This is a genomic window from Neorhizobium sp. R1-B, from assembly GCF_004368875.1.
In the GTDB taxonomy this organism is placed as follows: Bacteria; Pseudomonadota; Alphaproteobacteria; order Rhizobiales; family Rhizobiaceae; genus Neorhizobium; species Neorhizobium huautlense.
Map to the genome: position 1 here is coordinate 175395 of NZ_SOEM01000001.1, position 12378 is coordinate 187772.

12 protein-coding genes are annotated in these 12378 nt (G+C 59.3%); 6 read left to right on the forward strand and 6 right to left on the reverse strand.

What is annotated here, in order from left to right:
• Positions 1-25: 25 nt before the first annotated feature.
• Positions 26-1492, forward strand: a complete 1467-nt coding sequence (locus EDE05_RS00795) for an FGGY-family carbohydrate kinase (RefSeq protein WP_134099453.1) — start codon at positions 26-28, stop codon at positions 1490-1492.
• Between the two features lie 21 nt (positions 1493-1513).
• On the forward strand, positions 1514-2467 hold the full coding sequence (locus EDE05_RS00800; RefSeq protein WP_134099456.1) for a sugar-binding transcriptional regulator: 954 nt from the start codon (positions 1514-1516) through the stop codon (positions 2465-2467).
• Positions 2468-2514: 47 nt separating this feature from the next.
• On the opposite strand, the gene EDE05_RS00805 is transcribed toward EDE05_RS00800, so the two are convergent.
• Together EDE05_RS00805 and EDE05_RS00810 are read right to left on the reverse strand one after the other, a co-directional pair.
• Positions 2515-3372 (reverse strand): sigma-70 family RNA polymerase sigma factor, encoded by an 858-nt coding sequence (locus EDE05_RS00805; RefSeq protein WP_134099876.1) that lies wholly within the window; start codon positions 3370-3372, stop codon positions 2515-2517.
• The gene (locus tag EDE05_RS00810) at positions 3372-3839 is read right to left on the reverse strand and encodes a carboxymuconolactone decarboxylase family protein (protein ID WP_132408619.1); all 468 of its coding nucleotides are present in this window, start codon (positions 3837-3839) and stop codon (positions 3372-3374) included. Before EDE05_RS00810 ends, EDE05_RS00805 begins: the two co-directional genes overlap by 1 nt.
• 213 nt (positions 3840-4052) lie before the next feature.
• On the opposite strand from EDE05_RS00810, the gene EDE05_RS00815 reads away from it, so the two are divergent.
• Genes EDE05_RS00815 through EDE05_RS00825 form a run of 3 tightly spaced genes read left to right on the forward strand, consistent with a single transcriptional unit; the run spans position 4053 to position 7992 of the window.
• Entirely contained in the window at positions 4053-5300 is a 1248-nt protein-coding gene (locus tag EDE05_RS00815; RefSeq protein ID WP_134099459.1) for an FAD-binding oxidoreductase, read from the forward strand.
• 33 nt (positions 5301-5333) lie between these two features.
• Positions 5334-6692, forward strand: a complete 1359-nt coding sequence (locus EDE05_RS00820; RefSeq protein WP_132408615.1) for a glutamine synthetase family protein — start codon at positions 5334-5336, stop codon at positions 6690-6692.
• A 1-nt stretch (position 6693) separates the two neighbouring features.
• Positions 6694-7992, forward strand: coding sequence for an FAD-binding oxidoreductase (locus EDE05_RS00825; protein ID WP_166675410.1), 1299 nt, complete (start codon positions 6694-6696; stop codon positions 7990-7992).
• A 10-nt stretch (positions 7993-8002) separates the two neighbouring features.
• Here the strand turns inward: EDE05_RS00825 and EDE05_RS00830 are convergent, their stop codons facing one another.
• The 4 genes from EDE05_RS00830 to rirA form a co-directional block, all read right to left on the reverse strand.
• Positions 8003-8656 carry a TetR/AcrR family transcriptional regulator gene (locus tag EDE05_RS00830; RefSeq protein ID WP_105374617.1) on the reverse strand — a complete coding sequence of 218 codons (654 nt, stop codon included), beginning with the start codon at positions 8654-8656 and terminating at the stop codon, positions 8003-8005.
• 197 nt (positions 8657-8853) lie between these two features.
• Positions 8854-9378: a gluconokinase gene (locus tag EDE05_RS00835; protein ID WP_134099878.1), complete on the reverse strand. Its 525-nt coding sequence runs from the start codon at positions 9376-9378 to the stop codon at positions 8854-8856.
• Positions 9379-9455: 77 nt separating this feature from the next.
• Positions 9456-10487, reverse strand: a complete 1032-nt coding sequence (locus tag EDE05_RS00840; protein WP_105374619.1) for an AbrB family transcriptional regulator — start codon at positions 10485-10487, stop codon at positions 9456-9458.
• Between the two features lie 159 nt (positions 10488-10646).
• The gene (gene rirA / locus EDE05_RS00845) at positions 10647-11114 is read right to left on the reverse strand and encodes an iron-responsive transcriptional regulator RirA (RefSeq protein WP_105374620.1); all 468 of its coding nucleotides are present in this window, start codon (positions 11112-11114) and stop codon (positions 10647-10649) included.
• Between the two features lie 217 nt (positions 11115-11331).
• On the opposite strand from rirA, the gene EDE05_RS00850 reads away from it, so the two are divergent.
• Complete coding sequence (locus EDE05_RS00850) at positions 11332-12330, forward strand: Fe(3+) ABC transporter substrate-binding protein (RefSeq protein WP_245423013.1); 999 nt, start codon at positions 11332-11334, stop codon at positions 12328-12330.
• Positions 12331-12378 lie beyond the last annotated feature (48 nt).

A 12378-nucleotide genomic window follows, 5' to 3' on the forward strand; every position in this document is an offset into this window, starting at 1 on the left:
CCGGCCGTTTCAAGGGAGGACATGAATGCGGGCTATTCTGGCCATCGACCAGGGCACGACCAATTCCAAAGCCGTCCTGGTTTCGGACAAGGGAGAACTTGTCTCCCGTGGTTCGGCACCAGTTGGCATCGCCTATCCGAAACCCGGCTGGGTAGAGCAGGACCCGCAAAGAGTCTGGAAGTCGGTCTGCGAAGCGGTTACCGCCTGCCTTCAAGCTGCGCCCGATATTGGCGTTGAAGCCGTCGCAATTTCCAATCAGCGCGAGTCCGTCACGATCTGGGATGCCGAAACGGGTGAACCACTCGGCCCGGTCGTCAGTTGGCAATGCCGCCGCACGGCCGAGGATTGCGAACGTCTTATTCATGAAGGACACCTGGATCGCGTCCAGTCGATAACGGGACTGCCTCTCGATCCGATGTTTCCCGGACCGAAATTTCGTTGGCTCCTCGATCGGGCTCCGGCGGGCCGCCACCTCCGGGTCGGCACCATGGACAGTTGGCTCGTCCACTGCCTGACCGGCGGGCAACGACATGCCTGCGACGCATCGAACGCGGCAAGAAGTCAGCTGTTCGACCTCCAAAAGCAGGCGTGGAGCGAAGAATTATGCGCGATCTTCGACGTCGACATATCGGTTTTGCCGGAGGTGCTCGACAGCGCAGCCGATTTTGGAACAACGCTTGGCCTGCCGGGTGTCCCCGATGGCACGCCTATCAGATCGGCGATCGGCGATAGTCATGCCGCCCTTTTCGGACATGGGGCCTTCAACCCGGGCGACGGCAAGGTGACGTTCGGGACAGGTTCGTCTGTGATGACGACACTGCCCGGCTTCATTGCGCCGAAGAGCGGCATCACAACCACGATTGCCTGGCGTATTTCTGGAAAACCCACATTCGCCTTCGAGGGAAACATTCTCGTGTCGGCGGCAAGCCTGCCCTGGATGACCGAGATCCTCGGACTGCCCGATGTCGCGGCCCTGATCGATCTTGCCGCGACAGCTGAACCGGACGGGCCTGGTTTCGTACCCGCCTTCGTCGGGCTCGGCGCGCCATACTGGAACTCCGAGGCGCGCGCGCTCTTCTCGCAGATCAACTTCAACACGACGCGTGCGCAGATGGCGAGGGCTGTCACCGACTCGATCGCATTCCAGGTCTATGACGTTTTTTCCGCCATGCAGAACCAGAGCGGGGGCGGCATCGGCGCGCTTTATGCGGACGGCGGCCCCAGCCAGAACAGGTTCCTGATGCAATGCGTCGCCGACGTGCTCATGCGGCCCGTGATGCAGTGCAAAGCGCCCGAAGCCTCTGCTCTTGGAGCAGCTTATCTTGCGGGACTGTCGATGGGAATGTGGCCCGCCCTCGAAACTATCAGCCGCCTTCCGAGGCAATCGCAACTCGTCAGTCCCGAAGCCAACGATAGTGCAGAGCGGAGAAAGACATGGGGTGATGCCGTGGCCCGCTCGACGTGGAACCCCGCAATCGTTAAAGGTGAATAATAATTCACACCGGGAACGGCCATGAGTCGCTTAAACGAACTTCGCCTGATCTCACGAGTTGCTCAGATGTATCACATCGAGGGACGTCGGCAGGCGGATATCGCGCAGCATCTTCGCCTGTCGCAGGCAACCGTTTCCCGCATGCTGAAGCGGGCCGAGGCGGAGGATATCGTGCGCACGAGCGTCATCCCCCCCGTCGGAACCTATGCGGACCTTGAGAAGGCGCTTCGGAAGCGGTTCGGTGTCCCTGAAGCGGTCGTCGTGGAATGCTCGGAAGATCGCGACGGAGCGATCATGGCACGGATCGGCGAAGCGGCCGCCCATCTTCTCGAAGTGACGCTTGCGCCCGGCGAGATTATCGGCGTCTCGAGCTGGAGCCAGACCATTTTCAAGATGGTCGAGAACATCCATCCCCAGAAAAGTGCACAGGCCAAATATGTCGTTCAGACACTGGGCGGCATGGGCGATCCCTCCGTGCAGACGCATGCCACTCAGCTCACGACGCGCCTGGCACGCCTCACCGGCGCGGAACCGAAACTGCTTCCGGTACAAGGGGTGACGTCATCGAGGGAAGCGAAACTTCTGATGATGGCAGATCCATTCGTCCGGGAAACAATCGACCTTTTCAGCAGCATTTCACTCGCAATCGTCGGCATCGGAGCGGTCGAACCCTCCGAATTGCTGGCTCGCTCCGGCAACATCTTCTCGTCCCGGGAGCTTGCCGACTTGGCTGATGCAGGAGCGGTGGGGGACATATCGCTCCGGTTCTTCGACAAGGAAGGAAAGGCGGTCAAAACGCCGCTCGACGAGCGGGTGATCGGGCTTCCGCTTGAGGAGCTTGCGAAAGTTGAACGAGTGATCGCGCTCGCGGGCGGCATGAAGAAAACGGTAGCCATCGCCGGAGCGCTCCGAACCGGCGTCATCGACATGCTTGTGACGGACAAGTTCACCGCTCAGCGGCTGATCGAACTTTAGCGTCGCGCCATACCAAGGCAGCCGAAGCCGCCCGCCGCCTGGGATCGCTAATGCAGATGCCTCAGCTTGTCGGGGTTCCGCACCACATAGATGGCCGTGATTTTTCCGTCTTCGATGTCGAGTGCAGTCGTCTGAAGTTCGCCATCCGCTTCGAGTGTGACGAAACCAGGCAATCCGTTGACGAAACCGGCACGGACGAACTGCGAGCCGTTTTTCTGAAATTCGCCTGCAAGATAGACGTGCACTTTCATGACGGCTTCGAAGCCGAAGATCGGCTCCATGGCCGCAGGACGTTTTCCGCCGCCATCCGCATGGATACTGACATCGGCCGCCAGCATCGCACCAAGCGCCTTCATATCGCCGCTGCGCGATGCCGCGTAGAAGGCTTCAGCGAGCTCTACGCCGCGCTGCTTGTCCACCTGAAAGCGGGTTCTCGCCTCGCGAACGTGGGTGCGCGCCCGGGCAGCGAGCTGACGGCAGGCGGCTGAGTCGCGTTCGATGGTCGTGGCGACTTCCTCAAATCCCAGTCCAAAGACGTCGTGCAGCAGGAAAGCCGCCCGCTCGAGGGGCGACAAGCGTTCCAGTGCAAGCATCAGCGGCAAGGTGACGTCCTCCTGTTCTTCCTCTTCCACCACGGGGTCGGGAAGCCAGGGACCGACATAGGTTTCGCGCTGGCGCCGCGCCGACTTCAATTGATCGAGGCAGAGCCGCGTCACCGTGCGGCGGAGGAACGCTTCCGGCTCCAGCACCGTTTTGCGGTCGGCCTTCATCCAGCGGATAAAGGCCTCCTGCACCATATCTTCTGCGTCGGTTACCGATCCGAGCATGCGATAGGCGACGCGCAGGAGCTTCGGACGCAGCGGATCGAAACTCGCCGCTGCGTCTTCCTGGTGGAAGCCGGTCATCATGCCGCCGCCTGGGCAGTCTTCGCGGCTGCCGGACCGGCCCAGAGGCCGAAGCCGACGGCGAGACGATTCCAGCCGTTGATGACATTGATCATCAGTGTAAGCTTCACCTGTTCCTCCTCCGTGAACTGGGCCTTGAGGGCTTCTCGCGCGCTTTCATGCGTGTGGCCTTCCGACAATCGGGTCAAGGCTTCGGTCCAACCTAGCGCGGCGCGTTCGCGATCGGAATAGCAAGGAGCTTCGCGCCAGGCGGACAACAGATAGATGCGCTGCTCGGTTTCGCCCTTAGCCCGCGCTTCCGCCGTGTGCATGTTTATGCAGTTGGCGCAGCCGTTGATCTGCGATGCGCGGATCTTCACGAGTTCGATGACGTTCCACTCAAGGCTCGAGTCAACGTCGACAGAAAGGCCCATCCACTTCTTCATCAGCGAGGGAGCGGCAGTGAAAGGATCAAGTTTGGCACTCATGGTTCGTTTCCTTCTGTTGGTTACAGCACCATGACGAGACAGGATTTGCCGATGTGACATTGCTTGAAATTTATTTGACCAGGCTCCTCTCACTTCACTGCATGCCGCGACAAAAATCCCTGCGCACAGCTTCATTTTTCATTTGCGCCGCAGCATCCTGGGCGGCATGTTCGAAACTTCGAACTATAAAGAAATGGGAATGGAAATCAGACCATGACAGCGGATGCGATCGTGCTCGGAGCCGGCATCATCGGCGTTTCGACAGCGCTGCAACTGGCCCGGCGGGGCAAATCGGTAGTACTCGTCGACCGGAAAGAACCGGGCATGGAAACCTCCTATGGCAATGCCGGTCTGATCCAGCGCGAAGGCGTGGTGCCTTACGGCTTTCCGCAGCAATTCGGCCTGATCCTGCGCTATGCACTAAATAATCGCATCGACGCTCATTATCACTGGCGGGCAATTCCTTCGGTCACCTCATTCCTGGCGAAATACTGGTGGCATTCCAACTTGACCCGTCATCAGCTCATTGCGCGCGCCTATGCGCCGCTGATCGAACATTCGATCTCGACCCACAACGAACTGATCGAGGAAGCCGGCGCCGAGGCCCTGATTGCCAAAGACGGCTGGACCGAGGTTTTCCGCAGCAATGCCAAACAGGACGCAGAGTTCAGGGAAGCCGAACGCCTGGCCGGCGAATACGGCGTCTCTTTCAAGAGATTGACGCCTGCCGACCTCGCCGCTCAGGAACCACATCTCTCCAATGATTTCGTCGGCGGCCTGAAATGGGAGGATCCGTGGTCGGTCAGGGATCCATTGGCCCTTACACGCGCCTATATCGCTCTCTTCGAAAAGCTGGGCGGCCGTGTTTTGAAAGGCGATGCAAAGAGCCTGTCGCAGACCAGGACGGGCTGGCAGGTGGTCGCCGGTGACGGGATCGTAGAGGCCAAGGACGTGGTTGTTGCCCTGGGGCCCTGGTCGGATACGGTAACAAAACCGCTCGGCTACAATTTCCTGGTCGGCGTCAAGCGCGGCTACCATATGCATTATGGGACGACGGGGAACGCGAAGCTCAACGGCTGGACCATGGACGCTGAGCGCGGTTATTTCCTCGCCCCTATGAACCAGGGCATCCGGCTGACCACCGGCGCGGAATTTGCCCGCCGGGACGCACCGAAGACTCCGGTGCAATTGGAGCGGGCGGAAGCCGTCGCCCGGACGATCTTCCCCCTCAGCGAGCGGCTCGACAAGGAGCCGTGGATGGGCGCACGTCCGTGCACGCCGGACATGATGCCGGTGATCGGCAAGGCGCCGCGCCATGATGGCCTTTGGTTCGCCTTCGGGCACGCGCATCATGGCCTGACGCTTGGACCGGTAACGGGCCAAGTGATCGCCGAAGCCATTACCGGGCAGAAGACGCTCATCGATATCTCCGCCTACGGCCCCGAACGCTTCAACGCCTAGCTCAAATGGAGAGACTGGGCTATCTGGTGTTCCATGGATGATATCAGTTCCGCGCAGATCTTCTTCGAGGGCAATCCCGATATCGAGGTTCTTGAAGCCTTCGTCATCGATGTAAACGGCGTGCCGCGGGGAAAGTGGATCCCGAGGGAGCGCGCATTGGACGTGCTTGCCAAGGGCATGGCCATGCCACGCTCTGTCTATGCCCTCGACGTCTGGGGCCGCGACGTCAACGCCGCAGGCCTTGCGGAAGGCACCGGCGATCCGGATGGCATCTGCCTCCCCATTCCCGGAACGCTGTCCCGGGTCACCTGGCTTAATCGTCCGACTGCGCAGGTATTGCTTGGTATGCGAGACACCGATGGCGCCGGATTTTATGCCGATCCGCGCCAGGTGCTTGCCAATGTCGTCGCAGGATTTTCAAAGCTTGGCCTGACGCCGGTCGTGGCGACGGAGCTTGAATTCTACCTGATCGACCCGGTGCGCTCGGCGCTCGACCCCGTCCGCCCACCGAATTCGCGCGAGGGGCGATGGCACACGGGCCAGACACAGGTGCTGTCGATCTCCGAACTGCAGGATTTCGAAGATGTCTTTCACGGGATCGCCAGCGCGGCGCGCGCACAGGGTATTCCCGCCGACACCACGCTGCGCGAAAACGGGCCGGGTCAGTACGAGATCAATCTCAACCACGTGCCGGACGCCCTGAAGGCCGCCGACTATGCCGTACTCCTGAAGCGTATCGTGAAGGGTGTCGCACGCGCCAACGACCTTGACGCGACCTTCATGGCCAAACCCTATGGCAGCCAGGCCGGCAGCGGCATGCATGTGCACTTTTCGCTGGTCGACGAAGCCGGACGCAATGTGTATGCCGGCGAAGACGGGCCCTCGGAAATGCTTTTCCACTCCGTCGGCGGGCTTCTTGAGAATATGGGCGAGAGCATGGGGGTCTTTGCGCCGCATGCCAATTCCTATCGCCGCCTTCGGCCGAGCGAACATGCTCCTACCTATGCCTCATGGGGTTTCGACAACCGCTCGGCGGCGGTGCGTGTCATCACCGCCTCGAAGCCCGCCACCCGCATCGAACACCGCGTCGCAGGCGCCGACAGCAATCCATATCTGGTCCTGGCGATGATCCTTAACGCAGCGCTCTCGGGCATCAAGGAGAAGCGTAACCCGGGCGGAGCAATCACCGGTGACGACCACGCCGTCAGCCATGAGCCGCTTCCAACCAACTGGGACTATGCGCTGCAACAATTCGCCCGGTCTACATTTGCCTATGCGACGCTCGGGCCGAAATACCGCGCGCTCTACACGGCCTGCAAACAGCAGGAACTTGCGGAGTTTGCCACGCGGGTGACCGACGTCGAATACGATGCCTACATCCGGACGGTGTGAGATGGTTTTAAGAGCAAGCGACAACCCACGCCACGTTAATTCCTGGTACGCCGCGTCCGCCAAGGATAAAAAGGTCCGCCCTGCCCTCGATGGCGAAACCTCGGCGGATGTTTGCGTGATCGGCGCGGGCTTCACGGGTATTTCTGCGGCACTGGAGCTTGCCGAACGCGGCTACTCTGTCGTCGTGCTGGAAGCCGAGCGCATCGGCTTCGGAGCATCCGGACGAAATGGCGGCCAGATCGTCAATGGCTACAGCCGCGATCTTGAAACGATTGCCGGGCGATATGGCCGGGAGAAAGCCGTAGAACTTGGAAAGATGTCGCTCGAAGGAGGCGAGATCATCCGGGCGCGCGTCGCCAGATATGCGATCGATTGCGATCTCGTCCATGGCGGTTTTTTTGCCGCCTTTACGGATAAACAGATCCGCGAGATGGAGGCTCAGAAGAACCATTGGGAAAGGCACGGGCACACCGGGCTGGAGATGGTCGCCAAACGGGATATAGGGAAATACGTGAAGACGGACCGCTATGCCGGCGGCATGATCGACATGCTTGGAGGCCATATACATCCGCTCAATCTCGTACTCGGAGAGGCTGCCGCCGTGGAAAACCTCGGAGGGCGCATCTTCGAAGGTTCGCGTGTCGTCGGCCTGGAGCTTGGCGAAAGGCCCGCGGTCCGTACGGCCAAAGGCTCCGTAAAGGCGTCCTACGTCCTCGTCTGCGGTAATGCTTATCTTGCGCCACTGCTGCCTGAAATTCACGGCCGGATGATGCCGGTCTCCAGCCAGGTCATGACGACGGAGCCCCTCGATCAGGCGCTCATCGAGAGCCTGCTGCCGTCCAATTATTGCGTCGAGGATGCCAATTATATCCTCGACTATTATCGCCGTACCTCCGACAACCGGTTGCTCTATGGCGGCGGGATCGGCTATGGCGGACACGATCCGAAGGATCTGACGGGAATAATCCGCCCGAACATGCTGAAGACATTCCCACAGTTGAAAGACGTCCACATCGATTATGCATGGAGCGGCAATTTCGCGCTGACGTTAACGCGCATTCCGCATATGGGCCGGCTTTCCGACAAGGTCTACTTTTCCCATGGTGACAGCGGCCATGGCGTGACGACCACGCATCTGCTCGGAAAGATTCTCGGTGAGGCCGTCGCGGGGCATGCCGAACGCTTCGATGTCTGGGCTTCGTTGCCGAACCTGCCATTCCCCGGTGGCAAGACTTTTCGGGTGCCGCTGACCGTTTTTGGTGCATGGTGGTACGGGTTGAGGGACAGGCTCGGATTGTAAGGCCGCGATCTCAGAAACTCGGATAGTTTCCTTTCATGAACTGCCCGAGCTGGATTTTTGCCGAAGCCTTGAAATTCTCGATTATGCCTTCCGCCTCCTGCTCTGGAACCAGCAGTGCCAGGCGCACGGCGCTGGCAGCAAGGTGAAACATCATAAACACCAGGCGGACATACCGCTCCCGCAGGTTGTCCGGGACGAACGCTCCTGTCGCATCCGCAAAAATCCGACTATGCACGCGCGACTCTGCGATATCCATATCCGCAAGCGCCTTGTCGGCCTGGATCGCGTTGATCAGATCCTGGACCGGCGGGTTGTTTCTGACGTTCGCGTAATAGAGGTCGATCAGCTTGTCGATAGCGCCGAATGCATCCTGTTCGGTCTGCAGGTCCGCAACGCATTCGTTGACGAAACCGAGAACCTCTTCCGCATACTTCTCATAAAGCATCGCGATGATTGCGGACTTATTCGGGAAGTACTGATAAACCGAGGCGATCGGACCACCGGAGAGCGCCGCAATCTCTTTCATGGTTACCGCATCGATGCCTTTCCGGCCGATCAGTTCCATGGATACCTTCAAGATTTCGTCGATACGCTCGCGGCTTCTTTCCTGTTTCGGTATCCGGCGAAGGGTGCCCCGCCCTGGCCCTTGCGTCGAATCTGGCATTCGCGAACCGTCTCCCCTCGCGGTGCATCTGGCGGCGCTGGTTTCGACGCGCCCGAATGCACCTACATAAATCTTGTCGTTTTATACGATGGGTGGAGATATCCGGATCAAGCTAATTAGATTTTTTTACAATACTTACCGAAACTTCGCCGAAAAACGCAAGATGGCCATCAGATAACGAGCTCTTGGGCATTTGCTTACCGCCACTGCTCAACGAGCGCCGTCATAGCTCCGTCCACGATCGTTTCCAGGCTGGCATCGATATCCACGGTGACGACACCTTCCTCGTTCACCGGACTCTCCAAGGTCGCAAGCTGGCTGTGCAACAAGGAAACCGGCATGAAGTGTCCCTTTCTCTCGCCCATTCGCTTTTCCAGCACGTCCACCGCGCCGGCAAGGAAAACGAAATTGAGCGATCCGCCGCTCGCCTCACGCAAACGTTCGCGATAGACCTTTTTCAGTGCCGAGCAGGTCACCACGACGCTTTCGCCGCGCGCCCGAGCCGCAGCCAGTTCGCCTCCGACGAGATCCAGCCATGGCCAACGGTCCTCGTCGGTCAGCGGAATGCCTTTCGCCATCTTCTCTACATTCGCGTCAGGATGCAGGCGGTCCCCCTCGACAAAGGCGCAGCCGAGCCGTTGGGCAAGCAGTTGTGCGACCGAGGTCTTGCCCGCCCCGCTGACCCCCATGACGATGATTGCTCGAGGAGACTGTTGATGCATGTCAATGCTCACGTCGATGTTTCCTTTCCCGATTGTCTATCGCAATATCTGTTCAAACATGGGTTTCACAAGCTTGCTCAGCGCCGGCGTGCATCTTTGCCGAGGACCAATGGCATCAGTACGGAAAGAACCATCAGCCGCAACACATGATGAGCACCGACATAGGTTGGATCGGCGTGCAGCATGACAGCCATTGCCGCCATGGTCTCGAGGCCGCCGGGCGCAAAAGCTATCAACGCCGCCGCAAGCGGGATTCCGGTCACATGGGAGACACCAAAAGCAATCGCCGCGGCCAATGCCATCACCAAGACCGTCACCACGGCCCCTGCGATAAACGCCGTGCGGATCGCACCGAGCGACACGCCACTAAAACGGGTGCCAATCATCGATCCGAGAATGACATAGGTCGGAATGAGTAACCAATTGGGGACGCCGCCTGCAACCAAGCCGGTTACATGCGTGCCAATCGAGACCGCAACACCGCCGAGAAGGAGCGCGGCGGGAAACTGCCAGCGCAGGAAAAGCAGGCCAACGACGATCGACACCCCGAGCGTCGCGAGGAGGACCGGCATGCTCATCGCCACTACCGGCACTGCCGGCTCCGTCGCTGCCAAGCCGAAAACCTCGACGATAAGCGGAGTGGTGATGGTAAGCGCCAATACCCGCACGCTTTGGGCAATACTGACGGTGCGCAGATCGCCTCGCGTTTCCGCGGCAAGGCTGAGAACGTAACTCAGATGGCCGGGGGACGAGGCCAAAAGCGCGGTGGTCCGGTCATAGCGAAATATCCGCTGCAGCATCCAGCAGCTGGCATAAAGCAAAAGGACAACTGAAATTGGAACCATGCCGAAGCTAAGCGGCCAGGTGCGCGCCGCCACGACCACATCCGGCGTCACGCTTGTTCCCATCGAAACGCCCACGACGACGAAGCAAATATTGCGAAGCTGGATCGGTACGCGGAGCGTCAATCCAAACAGTCCGGCAACGGTGATAACAACGGCGGGGCCGATCAGGTAAGGGGCGGGAAGTCCGACAACGATGGCTGCTGCGGCGCCGGCGGTTCCGAGCAGCGCAGTCAGCGCGTAAGCGCGCAGTTCCAGAAAAGGCATGGCTTGGTCCTGAAGGCGCCACAGGAAGAATGGCTCCAAAGCCGAAAACGCCTATCGTCCTTCTATTGCAAATGCAGGGAAGGTCAACCATCAGACATGACAAAAATCAAAAGGCGCCGTCGCTGCGGACGGCGCCCCTGAAAGCGTAGGCAATCGGATTCAGGCAGCCGGCGCTACGATTTTCGGCATATGCGTGTCGATACCGAGCAGGAAGTTGATCTGCGGGCGAGCCTTCACCAGATCGTCGATCGTGTAATCGGCAAGCACATCGAAGAAAGCATTGAGTGCCTTGCGAAGCGCCGAATTCAGGCCGCAGCTATCGACGAGCGGGCATTCGGCGACGCCGTCTTCAAAACACTCAGCCATCGCGAAACTGTCTTCCGTTACCTTGACGACATCAAAGAGCGTGATGCGGTCAGCGCTGCGGCCAAGCCTCACACCGCCGTTACGGCCGCGCACTGTTTCGACCAAACCAGCCTTGTTGAGCGGCTGCAGGATCTTGAACAGGAAAAGTTCGGAAACTCCGTAAGCCCGAGCGATTTCGGGGATGCGGCTCAAACGGCCCTCATTGGCAGCGCAATACATCAGCATTCGTACTGCGTAGTTCGTCTGTTTGGTCAAACGCATGCTGGTCTCCCAAGACTCGTACTTACTTATATAGAGGCTTCGCTAGTTTTGAACAATTCCAAAATAAGAAAATTGTGATCAAGTTTTCTGTCCGACCTTAAACTCCGCCATTGACGCGGGATTGAGAACATGAATGTTGGCGTCAACAAACAACCCAGGAGGACTTTTCATGCCTATCCGCAGCCCGCTTCGGCTCATTGCACTTCTAGGTGCCTCTATGCTTACGACGGCCTCGACGGCATGGGCCGATGGTGAGGTGAACATATACTCATATCGTCAGCCGGAATTGATCAAGCCGCTGCTCGACGAGTTCACCAAGGAAACCGGCATCAAGACCAATGTACTCTTCCTCGACAAAGGGCTTGTCGAGCGCATCCGTGCCGAAGGCGCCAACTCGCCGGCGGACGTGATCATGACGGTCGATATCGCCCGCTTGATGGAGGCCAAGGAAGGCGGCGTGACCCAGCCCGTTGGGGACAACCCAACCATCAGCAAGGATATTCCCGCCAATCTTCGCGATCCCGCCGGAGAATGGTTCGGGCTAACGACGCGCGGCCGCGTGGTCTATGCTTCGAAGGAGCGCGTCACCGATACGGCAATCACCTATGAGGGACTGGCCGATCCGAAATGGAAAGGCAAGATCTGCATTCGAGACGGCCAGCACTCCTACAATATCGGCCTGTTCGCCTCGATGGTCGCAGTTCATGGCGAAGCCTATACGGAAACATGGCTAAAAGCGTTGAAGAACAACCTCGCTCACAAGCCCAGCGGCGGCGACCGCGACCAGGCAAAGGCAATTCTCGCCGGTGAATGCGATATCGCGCTTGGCAATACCTACTATGTCGGCCTCATGCAGACGAACGAGAAGGAGCCGGAGCAGAAGAAGTGGGCGGAGGCGATCAAGATCATCTTCCCGAACGCTGCCGATCGCGGCACGCATGTCAACATTTCCGGCATGGCGCTTGCCAAGAACGCCCCGAACAAGGCCAACGCCGTGAAGCTGATGGAATTCCTGGCTTCCAGTGACGCCCAGAAGATCTATGCCGAGCAGGTGTTCGAATATCCGGTCATGCCGGGCGCCGAACCTTCCGACATCGTCAAAGCATTCGGGCCGATCAAGCCGGACACGCTCTCGCTTGCCGACATCGCCGCCAACCGCAAGAAGGCTTCCGAACTGGTCGACAAGGTCGCCTTCAACGAAGGTCCCGAGAGCTGAGTTAAACCGGATCTCGCCCTGGTGGCCCACAACAAAACAAAAGCCGGC